Source organism: Nonomuraea sp. NPDC050643, assembly GCF_040654715.1.
In the GTDB taxonomy this organism is placed as follows: Bacteria; Actinomycetota; Actinomycetes; order Streptosporangiales; family Streptosporangiaceae; genus Nonomuraea.
Genome location: NZ_JBFAIM010000024.1, coordinates 1 through 17246 on the forward strand (window position 1 = coordinate 1; position 17246 = coordinate 17246).

Annotated in this window: 16 protein-coding genes; 7 read left to right on the plus strand and 9 right to left on the minus strand. The window is 69.9% G+C overall.

The window, feature by feature from the left end:
* Positions 1–185: 185 nt before the first annotated feature.
* Genes AB0I15_RS30025 through AB0I15_RS30035 form a run of 3 tightly spaced genes read right to left on the minus strand, consistent with a single transcriptional unit; the run spans position 186 to position 2910 of the window.
* Positions 186–848: an iron-sulfur cluster assembly protein gene (locus AB0I15_RS30025; protein ID WP_358102414.1), complete on the minus strand. Its 663-nt coding sequence runs from the start codon at positions 846–848 to the stop codon at positions 186–188.
* Complete coding sequence (locus AB0I15_RS30030; RefSeq protein ID WP_358102416.1) at positions 845–1870, minus strand: amidohydrolase family protein; 1026 nt, start codon at positions 1868–1870, stop codon at positions 845–847. The genes AB0I15_RS30025 and AB0I15_RS30030 overlap by 4 nt, the downstream gene beginning before the upstream one ends.
* Before the next feature lie 5 nt (positions 1871–1875).
* Positions 1876–2910 (minus strand): NAD(P)-dependent alcohol dehydrogenase, encoded by a 1035-nt coding sequence (locus AB0I15_RS30035; protein ID WP_358102418.1) that lies wholly within the window; start codon positions 2908–2910, stop codon positions 1876–1878.
* A 157-nt stretch (positions 2911–3067) separates the two neighbouring features.
* On the opposite strand from AB0I15_RS30035, the gene AB0I15_RS30040 reads away from it, so the two are divergent.
* Positions 3068–3535, plus strand: a complete 468-nt coding sequence (locus AB0I15_RS30040; RefSeq protein WP_358102420.1) for a PPOX class F420-dependent oxidoreductase — start codon at positions 3068–3070, stop codon at positions 3533–3535.
* A 13-nt stretch (positions 3536–3548) separates the two neighbouring features.
* On the opposite strand, the gene AB0I15_RS30045 is transcribed toward AB0I15_RS30040, so the two are convergent.
* Positions 3549–4181 (minus strand): helix-turn-helix domain-containing protein, encoded by a 633-nt coding sequence (locus AB0I15_RS30045; protein WP_358102422.1) that lies wholly within the window; start codon positions 4179–4181, stop codon positions 3549–3551.
* A gap of 71 nt (positions 4182–4252) precedes the next feature.
* On the opposite strand from AB0I15_RS30045, the gene AB0I15_RS30050 reads away from it, so the two are divergent.
* The 4 genes from AB0I15_RS30050 to ligA all read left to right on the plus strand — a co-directional run bounded on the left by AB0I15_RS30050 (position 4253) and on the right by ligA (position 8586).
* On the plus strand, positions 4253–4927 hold the full coding sequence (locus AB0I15_RS30050) for a hypothetical protein (RefSeq protein WP_358102424.1): 675 nt from the start codon (positions 4253–4255) through the stop codon (positions 4925–4927).
* A gap of 145 nt (positions 4928–5072) precedes the next feature.
* Entirely contained in the window at positions 5073–5981 is a 909-nt protein-coding gene (locus tag AB0I15_RS30055; RefSeq protein WP_358102426.1) for a hypothetical protein, read from the plus strand.
* Between the two features lie 108 nt (positions 5982–6089).
* The gene (locus AB0I15_RS30060; protein WP_358102428.1) at positions 6090–6359 is read left to right on the plus strand and encodes a hypothetical protein; all 270 of its coding nucleotides are present in this window, start codon (positions 6090–6092) and stop codon (positions 6357–6359) included.
* A gap of 139 nt (positions 6360–6498) precedes the next feature.
* Complete coding sequence (gene ligA, locus AB0I15_RS30065) at positions 6499–8586, plus strand: NAD-dependent DNA ligase LigA (RefSeq protein WP_358102430.1); 2088 nt, start codon at positions 6499–6501, stop codon at positions 8584–8586.
* A gap of 166 nt (positions 8587–8752) precedes the next feature.
* Here ligA and AB0I15_RS30070 read toward each other — a convergent pair whose 3' ends face one another.
* From AB0I15_RS30070 to AB0I15_RS30085, 4 genes are all read right to left on the minus strand, one after another.
* On the minus strand, positions 8753–9649 hold the full coding sequence (locus AB0I15_RS30070; protein WP_358102658.1) for a phosphorothioated DNA-binding restriction endonuclease: 897 nt from the start codon (positions 9647–9649) through the stop codon (positions 8753–8755).
* Positions 9650–9886: 237 nt separating this feature from the next.
* Complete coding sequence (locus AB0I15_RS30075; protein ID WP_358102432.1) at positions 9887–11032, minus strand: serine hydrolase domain-containing protein; 1146 nt, start codon at positions 11030–11032, stop codon at positions 9887–9889.
* 119 nt (positions 11033–11151) lie between these two features.
* The gene (locus AB0I15_RS30080) at positions 11152–12198 is read right to left on the minus strand and encodes a tartrate dehydrogenase (protein ID WP_358102434.1); all 1047 of its coding nucleotides are present in this window, start codon (positions 12196–12198) and stop codon (positions 11152–11154) included.
* 69 nt (positions 12199–12267) lie between these two features.
* Positions 12268–13167: a LysR family transcriptional regulator gene (locus tag AB0I15_RS30085; RefSeq protein WP_358102436.1), complete on the minus strand. Its 900-nt coding sequence runs from the start codon at positions 13165–13167 to the stop codon at positions 12268–12270.
* Positions 13168–13270: 103 nt separating this feature from the next.
* Between AB0I15_RS30085 and AB0I15_RS30090 the strand changes: the two genes are divergently transcribed.
* Complete coding sequence (locus AB0I15_RS30090; RefSeq protein ID WP_358102438.1) at positions 13271–14869, plus strand: DASS family sodium-coupled anion symporter; 1599 nt, start codon at positions 13271–13273, stop codon at positions 14867–14869.
* An 87-nt stretch (positions 14870–14956) separates the two neighbouring features.
* On the opposite strand, the gene AB0I15_RS30095 is transcribed toward AB0I15_RS30090, so the two are convergent.
* Positions 14957–15691 carry a Clp protease N-terminal domain-containing protein gene (locus AB0I15_RS30095; RefSeq protein ID WP_358102441.1) on the minus strand — a complete coding sequence of 245 codons (735 nt, stop codon included), beginning with the start codon at positions 15689–15691 and terminating at the stop codon, positions 14957–14959.
* Between the two features lie 64 nt (positions 15692–15755).
* On the opposite strand from AB0I15_RS30095, the gene AB0I15_RS30100 reads away from it, so the two are divergent.
* Entirely contained in the window at positions 15756–17192 is a 1437-nt protein-coding gene (locus AB0I15_RS30100; protein WP_358102443.1) for a serine hydrolase domain-containing protein, read from the plus strand.
* Positions 17193–17246 lie beyond the last annotated feature (54 nt).

Sequence of the window (17246 nt, forward strand, 5' to 3'; positions counted from 1 at the left end):
TCGGGTTCCTCCTAGAGGGGCTACCACCGGCCCATCCGGCGATGACCTGAACGTTACGGAGAAGCCCCACGATCAACTGTGGAGGAATCCACACATCAGGGGTGATCAGCACCACACGGCGACTGTGCTGAACGACCGTGTTCCCCCGCGGCGTCTTCGTGGCAGCCGCCAGATCACCCAGGGCATCACGCCTGCTCATAGCGCGTACGCAGCAGGCCCCGGCACAGACCGGCGTTGCCCTCGATGCTCACCCGCACGACCCGGGCGAAACGCAACCGGCGTTCGCTCTCCTCCGCGGGGATCGGCACGCCGCGCTCGTCGAAGAGCAGCGGCGCGCCCGGCGAGCAGTCCAGGCCGAGGCCGGCCCGGCGGCGCAGCAGACCGGACAATTCGCCCGAGGCGGGCACGTCGCCCAGCCGCAATCGGGCGAGCTCCCGGCCCTCGACGGCCAGCCGTCTGGCCAGCCGGTCGAGCGCCGCCAGGTACGCCTTGCGCCGGAACGCCAGGCGCAGGGCGTCCAGCTCCTCCCGGGCCTCGCCGGGAAAGGCGCCGGTGAAGCCCGCGTCCGCCGCGACACCCGCGTTGATCTCGCCGGAGGCGAAGTGGTCCGCCAGCCGGACGTCCGCCGAGAGCACCCCGGGAAGCGCCCGGACCGCGTCGGCGGCGTCGGCCACCATGAGGTAGGCGAAGTTCGGCGCGCAGAAGTAGGTGGGCAGCCGCAGGCGTACCGAGGCGTGGCCGTCGCGGAGCTCGGCCTCGCTGACGAAGCCCAGCTCCGTGATCGGCTCGTCCAGCTCCGGGTCGCGCACGGTGGCCAGCGCGTCCCAGAGCGGAGACGGCCCGGTCATGCCGAGCCGATGGGCCGGTCGCTGCCCGCGTGGGCGTCGGCGACGTCGAGCTCGGGCGGGACCTTGATGTCGTAGAGCCGGGCCGCGTTGAGGCCCAGGATCTTCCGTTTGACCTCGAAGGTGAGCTCGCCGTACTCGCCGCGCATGTCCTCGGGGATCTGGAAGTCGACGAAACGCTCGATGAGCCACTTGGGCGTCCAGATGGCGTAGTCGCTGGCGAACGTGATGCGGTTCTCGTCGAGCCAGTAGAGCAGTTCGCCGATCACCTGGGCGAAATAGCGCGGCCTGGTGTGGATGAACGGCAGCGCGACCGCGATGCCCGCGTACACGTTGGGCTCCTGCGTGGCGATCCAGCAGAAGTCCTCCAGCCTGGGCAGCCCGCAGTGCTCGACGATGAACGTCAGCCCGGGGAACGCGCTCGCGGCGTCGTCCACGTCGGCCACGTCGAACGCGTCCCGGTTGAGCGGGTAGATCGTCGGACCCTTGTGCACGTGGATGTTGCGGATCCCGAGTTCCTGGCATTTGTCGAGATAGCGGTAGGCCCAGGGGTCGGACAGTTTCCAGCCCTTCGAGCCGCCCTTCCATTCGGCGGTGTACAGCTTGACCCCTCGCAGGTTCCAGCGCCGGGCCAGCGCCTCCAGGCGGGCGAGGCCGAGCTCGCCGTCGCGCGGATCCCATGAGCCGTTCACGATGAACCGGTCCGGGTGCTTCTCGGCGAGGGCGCCGTCCTGCTCGGTGGTGTTGAAGCCGTCGACGAAGAACTCCGTCAGGTAGGTGGGCTGGAAGATGGCCCGGTCCACGTAGCCGACCTCGAACAGGTCGTGCAGGATCCGCTCCTCGCTCTGCCGCCAGAACTCCTCCAGCGTCCAGACCTCCGAGGCCGGCGAGAGGTTGCGGTGGTAGTCGTAGAAGCAGTTGATGAAGCCCTCGCCGTAGCGGTTGGCCTGGTTCGACGGCCTGCCGTCCCAGAAGTGCACGTGTCCGTCGACGATGAAGTATTTGCGGCCGTCCTTTTCGTACATGGCCCTCAGCTCCTCGCCGGCACGAGAATGCCCCGCCCTCGCAGGCGTCCGTTGTCCAGGTCGTCCATGGCCTCGTTGACGGCGTCGAGCGGGTACGTCCTCGTGTACAGGCGCACCTTGCCGCGCGCGGCCAGGGCCATCAGCTCGGCCAGGTCGTTGTAGGAGCCGACGAGGTTGCCGACCACGTTGATCTCGGTGGAGATGATGTCAATGGTGGGGATCTCGACGCGGCCTCCGTACCCGATCACGAAGTACGAGCCCGCGCGGCGCAGCATCGCCACGCCCTCCCGCTCGGCGCCGCCCTCGCCGACGAAGTCCAGCACCACGTGGGCGCCCTGGCCTCCGGTGAGGTCGGCGACCGCCTCGACCTGCCGCCCGTCGGCCGGCACGGTGTGCGTGACGCCCAGGTCCTGGGCCAGCTCCAGCGCGGCCGGGGACCGGTCCACGACGATGATCTCGGCGGGCGTCATGGCGGTCAGGCACTGCACGCCGATGTGGCCCAGCCCGCCGGCGCCGATCACCACGACGTGGGTGCCGGGATAGAGGAGGGGCGCCGCCTTGCGTACCGCGTGATAGGCGGTGAGTCCCGCGTCGGCGAGCGCGGCGACATCCGCCGGACGCAGGACGGGATCCAGCTTGACCGCCGACCGGGCGTTGGTGAGCAGCAGTTCGGCCATGCCGCCGTCGGAGTCGATGCCGGGGAACCTCGATGCTGCGCAGTGCACGTCGTCGCCGGCGCGGCAGGCCCGGCACAGCCCGCACGTCACCACGGGGTGCAGGATCACCGCGTCGCCCGGACGGAGGTTCGTGACGGCGGGGCCGACCTCGCGTACCCAGCCGGCGTTCTCGTGCCCGATCGTGTACGGCAGCGCCACGCCGGCCTTCTCGGCCCACTGACCCTCGACGATGTGCAGGTCAGTGCGGCACAGTCCGGCGCCGCCGATCTCGACCAGAACGTCCGTCGGCCCGCCGATCACGGGGTCCGGGACGTCCTCCACGACCGGACGCTTGGTGTACTCATGCAGGCGTACGGCTTTCATCGCCACGCCCCTCTCTGGCAGTCTGACCGTCGAAAGGCCCTAGCCCGATCGTTGGATCGCGGGCGGTGACGGTCAACAGCCGATATTTCATAACGCGGGAATTTCTGCCGGGGGTGAAAGGATCGAGACCTTGGTCCGACACCGAAAGGCATGACTGATGGCTCCGAACATCGCGACCGCGCGCCGTACCGAACTGCCCGAACTGCTCGAGTTCCTGCGGCCCCGGCACCACGGCCTGCTGTCGACCACCCGTGCGGACGGGCGACCGCAGCTCTCGCCGGTCTCCTGCGGGGTGGACGAGAGCGGCCGGATCGTGGTCTCCACCTACCCCGACCGGGCCAAGGCCCGTAACGCGCGCCGTGACGAGCGGGTGTCGATCTGCGTGCTGTCCGACGACTGGAACGGGCCGTATGTGCAGGTCGACGGGCGCGCGGAGGTGCTCGACATGCCGGAGGCCGTCGAGGCGCTGGTCGAGTATTACCGGTGCATCGCCGGTGAGCACCCCGATTGGGACGAATATCGCGAGGCCATGCGACGCCAGGACAAGTCACTGATCCGCCTCCACATCGACCGCTGGGGCCCGATCGCGACCGGCGGCTTCCCCGCCCGCCTCATGCAGGACTGAGCAACGCGTACCCTCACGGAGGGCTGAGCAGTTCGCGCACCAGCGCCTCGCACCACCACTTCTCCACCCGGTCGGGCGACCATCCGCGCTCGGCGGTGAGCGTGGTGTAGACGTCGATGCTGCACAGACCCGCGTAGACGTCCACGGCCGCCCGCACGTCCAGGCCCGCGCGCAGGGTGCCGGCCGGCCAGGAGGAGAACACCGCGACGCGGGTCTCGTCGGCCCGCGCGCGGCCGTCGCGGTAGACGTCCGCCAGCTCGGGCTCGGTACGGCTGGCCTCGCGCACCAGGGTGATGACGTCCCCCGCGCGCTCGAACAGCCGCCGGTCGAAGGCGGCCATCACGGCGAGCTGCCGCCCGGGGCCCGCCTCCGGGGCCTCGAGCTCCGCGAGCAACTGGGCCACGTCGCCCGACAGGTCGGCGGCGTCGGCCAGGGCCCGGGTCAGGCCGGCCTTGTTCCCGTACACCGAGTAGACCGTCGGCACGGAGACCCCCGCCTCGCGCGCCACGTCGCGCACGGTCGTCGCCGCCCACCCGCGCTCGACGAAGAGCCGGCGGGCGGCCTCGGCGATGCCGGCCCGCGTCTCCAGCGCCTGCGTCGTGCGGCGCAGCGAGTCGTAGCGCCGCCGGCCCACCTCTGCACTCATGCTTGGCAGCCTAAGTGTTTACGCTACCTATAATGAATATAAGGTGCGTAAACCTCAGGAGGTCGTCCAGCATGCGCTTCACCCGGCTCAGCGGCATCGCCGCCATCGGCTTCGCCACCGCGATCGTGACCGCCAACCTGTTCATGGCCCCGGCCGGCCTGCCCCTCACCGGCGCCGACGAGGCCGCCGTCAGCGCGTTCTTCAGCGCCAAGGGCCATGTCGTCGGCCTCGCATCCACGTTCGTACCGGCCGCCTGGGTGCTGGCCACCCTGTTCGGCGCGGGCGCCGTGGCCGCGCTGTGGAGCTCGGAACGGGAGCGGGGCGAGGCCTGGTCGCTGGTCGGTTTCACCGGCCTGATCCTGCAGAACGTCACCTTCGCCGGTGTCATCTCGGCCCGCCTCGCACTGACCAGGACCGACCCGGCGGGCGTCCCGGCGCTCTGGGCACTGCACGACGCGGTGTTCACCCTCAACGGCACGTTCCTGGCGATCGCGATGCTGGGCCTGTCGGTCGGGGGACTGCGCGCCAAGCTCATCCGCCCCTGGCACGGCGTACTCGGCTTCCTGGCGGCGGCGCTGCAGTTCACCTCGGCGAGCCTGACGTACTCGATCATGCGCGAGGAGGGCCCGCTCGGGCTCATCGGCCTGGCCGGCTGGCTGCTGTGGGTGGCCTGGATCGTGACGTACGGCATCCGCCTGATCCGCCACCCCCAGGAGCAGCGGACGGTGGCGCCCGCGGGCCGATAGCCCGGCGACCGCGCCGTGGATGGTCGGCCACCGCTGTCATGCGTCCCGCGACGGAGCCGACCGTCCGTCAATCATCATCACTTTAAGTGTTCATCGTGCAACAATAAGCGACATGCCGTCCCCCTCACACGACGCTCTGGTTCAGATGTTCAGCGACCGCCCCCAACTGGCGGTGGAGATATTGCGTGACCTCATGGGCGTGGATCTGCCCGCCACCCCGCTGATCCAGCAGGAGGACAGATCCTTCAACACCCGCCCCTCCGACGACCTCGAGGCCGACCTGGTCTTCACCCTCGGACCACCCCAGCAGCCCGCCCACGCGATCATCGTCGAGGTCCAGCAGGACAAATCCAAAGACCCCCGGCAACTCGCCCGATACGCCGCCGCCCTGTGGCTGTTCCTCTGCTGCGACGTCACCGTCCTGGTCATCTGCCCCAGCCGCTCGGTCGCCGACCACTACGCGAAGCCGGTCGACACAGGGCTGACCGGTTACCGCATGCAGGCCCGGGTGCTGGGACCGGACGGCATCCCCGTCATCGTCAAGTCCGAACAGGCCGCCGCACACCTGGAACTCGCCGCCATGTCGGTCATGATCCACGGCCGCAACCGCAGGGTCATCGAAGCATTCGCCGCAGCCCTCGCCGAGGCCCCCGACGAACACTCTCCGAAGTATTATGAATACGCCTACAGTATGTCCGCGCCCGCGATCCGGGACCTCCTGAAGGAGATCATGATGTCCACCACCTGGCCGGTCTACAGCCCCTTCGCCCGCGAACACTACGGCCGCGGCCTCGAAGAAGGCCAGGCAAAAGGCAAAGCTGAAGGCATTGCTACGGGCGTGGCCAAAGGTAGAGCCGAAGGCATGGCCAGAGGTAGAGCAGAAGAGGCTGCCAGGGTGGTGTTGCTGGTGCTCACGGCCCGCGGCATCGAGATCCCGGACAACGCACTCACCGAGATCACCACCTGTCCCGACGTTACCCAACTCGAAATCTGGGTCGCCCGCGCAGCCACCGCCCAAACCGTCGACGACCTCTTCAACGAAGAGAACGAATAACGCGGCCACCGCCAAACACGCACAAACCCCACTCAACGCGCGCAGGACGACTTGAGCGCCTTCAGCATGTCCACACCCGCGATCCAGCACCTCCCGAAAGAGACCACGATGTCCGCCTGGCCCGTCTACAGCCCCTTCGCCCGCGAACACTACGACCGCGGCTTCGAAGAAGGCAAAGCCAAAGGCATGGCGGCAGGCAAGGTCGAAGAGGCTGCCAGGATGGTGTTGTTGGTGCTCGCGGCCCGCGGCATCGCGGTCCCGGACAACGCGTTCGCCAAGATCGCCACTTGTACCGACGTTGCTCAACTCGAAACCTGGGTCGCCCGCGCAGTCACCACCCAGACCATCGACGACCTCTTCAACGAAGAGAACGAATAACGCGGCCAGCGGGCACAGGGGCCACCGCGTCCGGGGCTCGCCCAAAGGGTTCGCCGGCGTACGCCGGGCTCACGCACCGCAGTTCAGGTCCCGTTTTCGTGTGCGGGAATTTGTCGGTACGGCTCGCCATGATGTCTTCATGACCGAGACACCTCCCGCCACCGTCCTTGCCGACGACATGGCCTACGCCGAGGCCGTTCAGCTCGCTGTTGACTCCGCCGCCGCCTACTACGCCGACGGCACCTCCACACTTGACGACGACGCCTACGACCGGCTGGTCCGCGGCATTCAGGCGTACGAGGAGGAGCATCCCGAGGCGGTGCTGCCGTCCTCGCCGACGGGCAAGGTGGCGGGCGGGGCCGTGGTGGGCGATGTGCCGCACACGGTGCCCATGCTCAGCTTGGACAACGTGTTCGGCACCGAGCAGCTCACAAGCTGGGCCGCCGGGCTGGAGCGCAGGCTGGGGCGGGCCGTCACGGTCTGGAGCGTGGAGCCCAAGCTCGACGGGCTGGCGATCTCGGCGCGCTACCGGCATGGGCGGCTGTCGCAGTTGGTGACGCGGGGAGACGGCAGCGCGGGTGAAGACGTCTCGCATGCCATCGGCACCATCGTCGGCCTGCCCGATCGGCTGGCCGACGCGGTCACGGTGGAGTTGCGCGGCGAGGTGATGATGACGGCCTCCCAGTTCGAGGAGGCCTGCGCCAAGCGGCAGGCGCATGACGGCACCACGTTCGCCAATCCGCGCAGCGCCGCCGCGGGCACGTTGCGGGCGCAGGATCGGCCGTACGTGTGCGAGCTGACGTTCTTCGGCTACGGCGTTCTGCCGCCTCCCGGTGACGACTCCGAGCTGGCCGTCCGCCTGCGCGAGCTGCCGCACAGCGAGATCATGGACTGGGTCGCCGCGCAGGGTGTGCAGACCACCGCGACCACGCCGGTGGCCGGGATCGTCGCCGAGACGCTGGAGCGGGTGCAGGAGCGCGTCGGGGAGATCGCCGGGGCCCGTGCCGGGCTGCCGTTCGGCATCGACGGGATCGTGATCAAGTGTGATCTGGCGAGCGACCAGGCCGAGGCCGGGTTCAGCTCGCGGGCGCCACGCTGGGCGGTCGCGTACAAGCTGCCTGCCACCGAGAAGATCACCAAACTGCTCGGCGTGGAGTGGAACACCGGCCGCACCGGCGTCATCGCACCGCGCGCAGTGCTTGAGCCGGTCGAGCTGGACGGCAGCTTGGTCACTTATGCCACTCTGCACAACGTCGCCGACATCACCCGTCGGGGCCTGATGCTCGGCGACAGCGTGACCGTCTACAAGGCGGGCGACGTGATCCCGCGGGTCGAGGCGCCGGTGGTGCACCTGCGCACCGGCGATGAGCAGCCGATCCCGATTCCCGCGGTCTGCCCGTCGTGCGGTGACGCCATCGACAGCTCGCAGGAGCGCTGGCGATGCGTACGCGGCCGCGCATGCCGCGCGATCGCGTCCATCATCTACGCGGTCGGCCGCGACCAGCTCGACATCGAGGGCCTGGCGGAGAACCGCGTCAAGCAGATGCTCGACGCCGGCCTGATCACCGACTTCGCCGACCTGTTCTTTCTGACCCGCGAGCAGTTGCTCGGTCTGGAGCGCATGGGCGAGACCAGCAGCGACAACCTGATCGCGGCCCTCGATCAGGCCAAGGGCCGGCCGCTCAGCAGGGTGTTCGCGGCGCTCGGCGTACGAGGCACGGGCCGCTCGATGAGCCGCCGCATCGCCCGCCACTTCGCGACCATGGAAGCGATCCGCGCGGCCGACGCCGAGGCGATCCAGCAGGTGGAGGGCATCGGCCCGGAGAAGTCGCCGGTCGTGGTGGCCGAGCTGATCGAGCTCGGCCCGCTCATCGACAAGCTGATCCTGGCCGGGGTGAACATGACCGAGCCCGGTGCCACCCCGTCTGTCGCGGGGGACGACGCGCAGGAAGCTCAGGAGACCGGGGTCGAACTACCGCTGGCCACGATGTCGGTGGTGGTCACTGGCACGATGACCGGGCCGCTGGCGGCACTGTCGCGCAACGAGGTCAACGAACTGATCGAGCGGGCGGGCGGCAAGGCATCCTCCAGCGTGTCCGCCAAGACGTCCCTGCTGGTGGCGGGAGAGAAGGCGGGCTCCAAGCGGACCAAGGCGGAGAGCCTGGGGGTGCGGATCGTCAGTCCGGAGGAGTTCGCCGACCAGGTGGAAGCGTTCATCCGAGGGTGATTCGCGGGAAGGTGGGTCGCTCGTTGTACGCGCCATACAAGGCTTGTGGATGGGGCTCGCCTTGGGCTGGTGTCTCGGGCTGGTGCTTTGAATTTGAACTCGTGCTGTGAGTTCGCGCCCTGAGCTGTGCGTCCTTGGGTGTGGGGGTGGGGTTGTGGGGGGGTGGTCAGTTGCGGGGTGGGGTGCGGAATACCTGGTGGCCGTGCCAGGCGATGTGGGTCGGCTCGACTGGTTCCCAGCCTGACTGCGGTTCTCTGGCTGGGCGGCCACCCAGTGACAGGACCAGGTCCTGGGAGGCGGCCGAGCGGCCGGCGAAACGGGCTGACACGGTGACGGTGCGGTCCGGGGTCAGGCCGAGCACGCCCTTGTCGAACAGCTTGTGGTGGATGGCGCAGAGGCACAGCCCGTTGGCCAGGTCGTCGGGTCCGTCGAAGGCCCACCACCGTACGTGGGCCGCGTCCAGCCCCACCACCGTGCCGTCCAGCCAGCCTTCGTAGCCGCAGAACGCGCAACAGTACTCGTACGCCATCAGCACCCGATCCCGGAAGCCCGGATCGCGGCGGGCCGGCGGTGGTCTGGTTCCGCCTGGGATCTCCAGGGTGGTTTCCAGAGTGTCCAGGTCGAGGCCGGCCAGCAGGCAGAGGTCGGCATGCAGGGATGGGGCGAAGTTGGTGTCAAGCAGGTAGCGGGCCATCCGGCCGAGCAGGCCGGGCTCCTCCGAGAGGGCGCGGGCCAGGTCGGGGTGGAGGCGTCCGCTGGCCTGGGTGTCGCGGAGGCGGCCCAGCTCAGGGCCTGGGCTGCCGGGGCCGTGGATGGTCTCCACCAGCCAGAGGCCGTCGCTCGTCAGGTGGTGGAACGGGTAGCCCGGGCTGGTGGCGCGGGGTGGGCCGTACTCCTTGAGGAGCTTTTTGAGCTCGGCCTCTGCGGCGCTGAACGGGATGGGTCTGTTGCCGTGGTGTTGGAAACGGCCCAGGACGTAGAGGAGGAGGAGCGGCTTGTGCGGGGCCCGCTCGCCGCCCCTGGTCCAACGCCGGATTTCGGCGACCCGATCGATCCAGTCCATCACGGTGGGCCAGTGTAGAACGGGCGGGAGTTTTGGGGTCGCTCTTGAGAGAGGTACAGGGTGTATGCCTCGTTGGGAGGCCCGCTCGCGGCCGGTGCAGGGCCTGTTCGATCGGATCGCTCTTGGGGCCGGAGTTGAGCTGCCTGGTCGGATCGCTCTCGGGGGCCAGGGTGGGGATGGCTGGTCGGGTTGCTCTCGGGGTCGAGTGGGACTTCTTCGAGAGGCTTGGGTGGGGGGTCAGGGGTTGCAGAGGGCTGTGTCCAGGGCGGTCTCGACGTTGTTACGGGCGGGGAGGGTAGTGGGGAGGTGGGTGACGGCGATGGTGGCGGCGCGGCCGTCTTTGGTGGCCGCGTTCGTCGTGTAGTAGCCGGGGATCGCGCCCCCATGCCCCCACGCGGTGGTGCCGCAGGTGAGTTTGGTGGCGCTCAGGCCGAGGCCGTACTGGGTGTTGGGGCCGAGTAGCGGGCTCTTGACCGTGGTGCGCATCTGCTTCAGTTGGGCGGGCTTGAGGAGCTTGCCGTCCAGGAGGGCGGTGAAGAAGCGGTTGAGGTCGGAGGGCGTGGAGACCATCTGGCCGGCGGTCCAGGCCTGGGAGGGGTCGAAGACGGTGACGTCGGTGAGGGGCTTGGCCGGGTCGTCGCGGTGGTAGCCGTTGGCGTGCGGGGTGCGGAGCTCCTGGTCGCCGACGTTCGGGAAGTAGGTGTGGTCCAGGCCGATCTTCTTGATCGTGCGCTTGGTGATCTCCTCGATGGCGGGGCGGCCGGTGACCTTCTCGATGAGCAGGCCGGCGACGATGTAGTTGGTGTTGGTGTACTGCCACTTGGCGCCGGGGGCGAAGGGGGCCTTCTGCTTCAGGGCCATGGCCAGCAGCTCGTGGGGCTGGAAGTAGACGTGCTGGTACGGCAGCGCCCCCTTGGCCAGGTAGTCGGTGTACTCGGGCAGGCCGCTGGTGTGCTGCAGGAGCTGCCGCACCGTGATGTTCCGGCCGTTGACGCCCTTGCCGCGCAGCAGCCCCGGCAGGTACGTCTCCACCGGCCCGTCCAGCTTGACCTTGCCCTCGCCGACCAGTTGCAGGACGGTCACCGCGGTGAAGGTCTTGGTGTTGCTGCCGATGCGGACGTACCCGTCGGCCGGTGGCTCCTCGTTCGTCTCCAGGTCCGCCACCCCGGCCGCATGGGTCTCGGTTCGCCCGTCGCGGCCCTGGACGACGGCCACGGCGGCCGGGAACTTGTCCTTGGTGACGAGGTCGTCCATGGCCTGCCGCACCGGGTTCGCGGTCGAGGCGTGTGCGACGCCGCCAAGGGTGCCGAGGGCGGCGGTGCTGAGGAGGGTCAGGGTGAGGACGGAGGCGCCGGTCCACCGGCGGGAGGAGGTTGTGATCATGCGACAACGTTATGAGCGGGCCGGGGGGAGCATCGATCCCGCTGGTGGCACTTTGTTGGTAGCGCAGGCTGTACCTCCCCGGCCCCCGGTATCCCGGCTCCGGGGGCGAGAGGCGGGTGTCAGGCCAGTTCGCTCAGCACCGCACGCGTGAACTCCTCGGTCCCGGCCGTGCCACCGAGGTCCCGAGTCCGTACGCCCCCCTTCGCCAGTACGGCCGCGATGCCCGCCACCACCTCCCCCGCCGCCGCCTCATGCCCGAGGTGTTCGAGCATCATCGCCGCCGACCAGATCGCCCCGATCGGATTGGCCACCCCTTGACCGGCGATGTCGGGCGCGGAGCCGTGTACGGGTTCGAACATCGACGGGAAGTCGCGCTCCGGGTTCAGGTTGGCCGATGGGGCGATGCCGATGCTGCCCGCGACCGCCGCCGCCAGGTCGCTGAGGATGTCGCCGAACAGGTTCGAGCCGACGATCACATCGAACCGCGACGGCTGCAGCACCAGCTTGGCGCACAGGGCGTCGATGTGCTCCTGGTCCCACCGCACGTCCGGATGGGCCGCCGCGCGTTCCAGGATCAGCTCGTCCCAGAACGGCAGCGTGTGCACGATGCCGTTGGACTTGGTGGCGGAGGTCAGGTAGCCGCGGCGGCGGCCGGCCAGGGTGAAGGCGTAGTCGAGGACGCGGGTCACGCCTACCCGGGTGAAGACGGCCTCCTGGACGGCCATCTCCTCGGGGAAGCCGCGGTTCATCCGGCCGCCGATCTCGCTGTATTCGCCCTCGGTGTTCTCCCTGACGACCACGAGGTCGATGTCGGCGCGTACGGGGCTTTCGATGCCCTCGAAGAGGCGTACCGGCCGGAGGTTCACGTACTGGCGGAAGGCGCGGCGGATCGGGATGAGCAGTCCCCACAGGGAGACGTGGTCGGGGACGCCGGGCGCGCCCACCGCGCCGAGGAAGATCGCGTCGTGGCGGCGAAGGAGCTCCAGGCCGTCGGACGGCATCATGGCGCCCTCGCGCAGGTACCGCTCGCACGACCAGTCGAACTCGGTGAACCGGAACCCGAAGCCGTGGCGGCGGCCCGCCGCCTGCGCGACCTCCAGGGCCGCGGGGGTGACCTCGAGCCCGATGCCGTCTCCTGGGATCACGGCGATGTCATGCGTCGTCATGTCCTCGATTCAAGCGGGGACCTGCGAAAACGTCCAAGACCGGCGGGTGATGCGTCCTATAGGCTGCGCCTATAGGACGCGGCGGGTGCTGCGCTTATGGGACAGAGCGAGGGCGAGGAACTCCTCGGCCGCCGGGGTCAGCCAGCCCTTCCTGCTGACCAGGGCCAGGTGCAGCGACGCGGGCGGGTCCAGCTCGAACACCAGCGCCCCCGCCCGTTCCGCGAGCGGGCGCCACGCCTCGGCCAGCAGGCCGATCCCGACGCCCTTGAGCACCAGGGGCAGGAACGCCTCGCGGTGCTCCGACTCGACCGCGATCGACAACTCGACGCCGGAGGCCCGGATCTCCTCGATCAGCCGGCGCAGCCCCGTGCCGTGCTCGCCCACGATCAGCCGCTGCCCGGCCAGCCGCGCGCGGGGCAGCGACGGGGCCGGCTCGAACGGGCCGTCCGGCGGGGCGACGAGCACGAACCGCTGCTCCTCGACGGGGTGCAGCGTCACGTCGGAGACCACGGGCAGCTCCCGGGCCGACAGCAGGCCGAGCTCGGCGACCCCTGTACGGACGAAGTCGATCACGGTTTGGGGCACCGGCGCGTCCTTGATCACCACCTCCACGCCCGGACGCCGTTCGCTGAACCGGCCGATCATGGTGCTCAGCGGCTCCACCGCCGGGGACGGCATCGAGGCGATGGCCACGCTGCCGCGCATCATCCCCTGTACGGAGGCCACACTGGCACGGGCGGCCGCGAGACTGCGGACGACCTGCCGCGCCGGCTCGATGAGCGCCTGCCCCGCGTCCGTGAGCACCACCCGCCGCCCGATGCGGTGGAAGAGGCGGCTGCCCAGGTCCTTCTCCAGCGTCCTGATCGCCTGGGACAGGGAGGGCTGGGCCATGAACAGCGCCTTGGCGCCCTTGTTGAAACCGCCGTGGTCGACGACGGCGAGGAAGTATTCGAGCTGCCGCACGTCCATCGAACGCTCCTATAGGAGACACCTATAACCACGGTAGCCATCGCGTCTTGGACTCCCGCGCCATCCAGATCTTCAATGACGGCGGAAACGTTAGGAGCAGGCGATGAACTCCGGTGGCCCCAGAACCGACGTCGACCAGGCCCTCCTCGGCCACGCTACCTATCGCAGTCTAGGGGAGCAGCGGCTGTCGCCGGCGGAGGAGCGCTTCGAGAAGGCCCGGCGCACCACCGGCTTGTGGCTCGCGCCGCTCGTCACGATCGTCTTCCTGCTGCTGCCCCTCGCCATGGACCCCAAGCAGCAGGCGCTGGCGGCCGTGCTGCTGGGCGTCATCGTCCTGTGGGTGACCGAACCCGTGCCCATCCCCGTCGGCGGCCTCATCGGCGTCGCCGCGATCGTGCTGCTCGGCGTGGCCTCGGCGGCGGACGCGCTGGCGCCGTTCGGCTCGCCCACGATCTTCACCTTCATCGGCGCGTTCATCCTGGCGCAGGCGATGCTCAAGCAGGGGCTGGCGCGGCGGTTCGCGTTCCGGATCCTGTCGTTGCCCGGGGTGGGGCGCTCGACGTTCCGGCTGATCGTGGCGTTCGGCGTCATCACCTGCCTGCTGTCGGCGTTCGTCTCCAACACCGCCACCGTGGCGATGCTGCTGCCCACGGCGCTCGGCATGCTCGCGGTGATCGCCAAGCTGCTGCAGGACCGGGGGCTGGTCGCGGCCGACTTCAACCCGCTGCGGCTGCGGGTGGGCGCGGCGCTCGTCCTGATGCTCGCGTACGGCGCCAGCGTCGGCGGCCTGCTCACCCCCGTCGGCAGCCCGCCGAACCTGATCGGCCGCGGTCTCATCGAGGAGGCCACCGGCAAGCGCATCTCGTTCGCCGAGTGGGTGATCACCGCGGTGCCGATCTGCGCGCTCATGTTCGTCGCGCTCGTCGCCGTGCTGCTCCTGCTGAACCGCCCGGAGATTCGCAAGATCGAGGGCGTCGAGGCGTACGTGCACAGCGAGCGCGCCGCCATGGGCGAACTGTCGCGCGCCGAGAAGAACACGCTCGTGGCCTTCTTCACCACCGTGTTCCTGTGGATCTTCCCCGGCCTGGTGGCGGTGTTCGCCGGGACGGAGTCCGCCCTCTACACGACCGTCAGCGGCCGGCTCAACGAGGGCATCGTGGCCGTGCTGGGCGCCTCGCTGCTGTTCCTGCTGCCGACCGACTGGAGCAAGCGCGAGTTCACCATGAACTGGAGCGACGCCGCCCGCATCGACTGGGGCACGATCCTGCTGTTCGGCACCGGCATCATCTTCGGTTCCCTGCTCGAGGGCACGGGGCTGGCCAAGACCATCGGCTCGTCGGCCGCCTCGGCGATCGGGCTGAGCAGCGTGTTCACGATCACGGCGTTCGCCGTGGTGCTGGCGGTGCTGGTCTCGGAGACCACCAGCAACACGGCCTCCGCCGCCGTGGTGGTGCCGATCATCATCCCGATCGCGGTCGCGGCGGGGATCAACCCGTTCGTCCCGGCGCTGGCGGCGACGTTCGCGGCGTCGTTCGGGTTCATGCTGCCGGTCTCGACGCCCCAGAACGCGATCGCGTACGGGTCCGGCGTCGTGCCGATCACCACGATGATCCGCTCGGGCGTCAGCTTCGACGTGCTGGGCGCGCTGCTGCTCATCCTGCTCCTGCCACTGCTCATCGCGGTGACCGGCATAGGCGGATAACGGAGACCTCGTACCACCTGCTGGGGCGTCTTCGCGGTGAACAAGAGGGCCGCCCGGCCCGAGTGTCCGTTGTTCGGCAGGTGGGAGCTACGTCTCGCGGGCGCGCAGGAGCGCTTCGAGGGCGGCGCGGACGGTCGCCCTCGTCGGCTCCAGCGTGATCCCCTGCTCGCGCAGGAGCTCGGCGGCCGGACTCGACCTGTCGCGCAACAGGCCCAGGAGCATGTGCTCGGTGCCGACGTAGTTGTGCCTGAGCTCCACGGTCTCGGCGAGCGTGGCCGTCAGGACGCGCCTGGCCTCGGCGCCGACCGGGACCGCCGCCGGCGACGGACCGGAGCCGGCGGGCAGGCGCTCTTCCAGGTCGGTACGCAGCCCCGCCGGGTCCGTGCCCTGGGCGGCGATCGCCTTGACGGCCAGGGTGACGGGGTCGTCGAGGATGCCGAGCAGCAGGTGGCCGGCGCCGATGGCGGACTGGCCCAGGCGGCGGGCGTGCCCCTCGGCCCGTTCGAGGGTCTGCTTGGCGCGGCCGGTGTAGCGCTCGAACGCCCCCGACTGGGCGAGGTCGGCGACGGTGAGGCTGGACCAGCGGCGGCCGAAGCGCTGCTGGGCGGCCTGGCGGCTGATGCCCAGGTGGTCGCCGATGTCGGCCCACGAGCAGCCCTCGGCCCTGGCCAGCTCGACGAGGTAGCCGAGCAGCCGGTCCCCGACGCCCTGCATGTCGGACAGCACGCCTTCGGCCACGGTGAGGCGGGTCAGGGCGTCGGCGTCCGTGGTGCGCTGGTCGACGATCGTCAGCAGCGTGGTGAGGTCGGGAAGCTCGGGCACCGTACCATTATGCCTGTCAATGTTCGCCTTGACACTTCTGGAGCGTCAATGCCAGCCTTGACACATGGACGTCAGTCGTTTGGCAGAGGCGCTCGACGTACTCGTGCCGGAGATCATGGGACATTGCGGGACACCGGGGTTGTCGATCGCGGTGGGGGTGGGTGCGGAGGTGGCGCTGGCCCGGGCGTACGGGCTGGCCGACCTCGCCACCGACCGGCCGATGACGGTGGACACGGTGGGGCCGACGGGGTCCGACTGCAAGCCGTACACCGGCGTGGCCGCCCTGCAGCTCGTGGAGCGGGGCCTCATCGGGCTGGACGACCCGATCGACCAGATGCCCCTCGTGAACCCGCACGGCGAGCGCCCGATCACACTCAAGGACCTGCTGACCCACCACAGCGGCCTGGGCCCCGGACTGGGCAACTGGGACCGGGTGCCGCCCGCGCCGCTGGGCGAGCACCTGCGCAGGGTCCTCGAGGCCGGCCGGTCCGACGCGTACGGCGGGTCGCTGCTGCCGTTCTGGGCCGGCCGGGTCGGTGAGCGCTACCAGTACAGCAACCTCGGGATCGCGATCATCGGATATCTGGTCGAACTGCTCAATCCCGACGGGGTCTCGTTCCCGGAATGGGTGGCGCGGCGGGTGTTCGAGCCGCTGGGGATGGACTCGACCTGCTTCCCGCCGGCCCAGCACCCCGATCACGTACCGGCCGAGTTGCTCGCGCGCCGCTCGACCGGGTACGCCACCCTGCCCGGATACCACTTCCCGCTCCCGCCCCTGTATCCCGGCGACTACCCGGCGGGCTCCGCGCTGACCACGCCGTCCGACCACGCCCGGTTCGTCCTCGCCCTGCTCAACGGCTCCGGCGCGGTACTCGACCCGGCGACGGCCCGGCAGATGATCACCGCTCAGGCGCCCGGCGGGACCCTCCTGGGGCCGAGCCAGGACATCTCGGTCGGGCTGGTCTTCAACGTCTTCGGCGGGGATCACCCGTACATCGGGCACGGCGGCGAGTATCCGTGGGGCTGGGGCCACTTCACCCGCGCCTGGCCCGGCCCGCAGGTGGCGCTGGTGATCTCCGCCAACCAGTACGACCTGGGCGACTTCACGCTCTCCCACCGCCCCAGCCACCAGGCCGGCCGCCTGGTCGCCGAGATCGTCACCGCGTGGGTGCACGGGGCCGACCCCAGGCCGCGGCGCGATCCGGTCGCCGCCCGGAGCTACCTGGCCGGGCTGCTGGTCGGCGACCGGCTCACCACGCGGTTCGGCATCGCGTCGGAGCCCGCACCCGAGGACGTCGCCGGGCTGGCGCGGGCGGCGATCGTGGCGCCCGGCCTCGGCTGGGACCCGGAGGCGTTCCGCCAGGCGGTCGGGCAGGTCCGGCTCAGCACCCTGCCGGACGCCGCCGCGCTCACCCGGCGCGAACTGCCCGACCACGAGCTCGCCCTGCTCAAACAGCAACTCGGCGTACCCGGCTTCGGCACCCTGGCCCAGGCGAAATGAGCGACCAAGGGCACGGTTCGGGTGGAACGGGCGATCAGGGGCACGGTTCGGGCG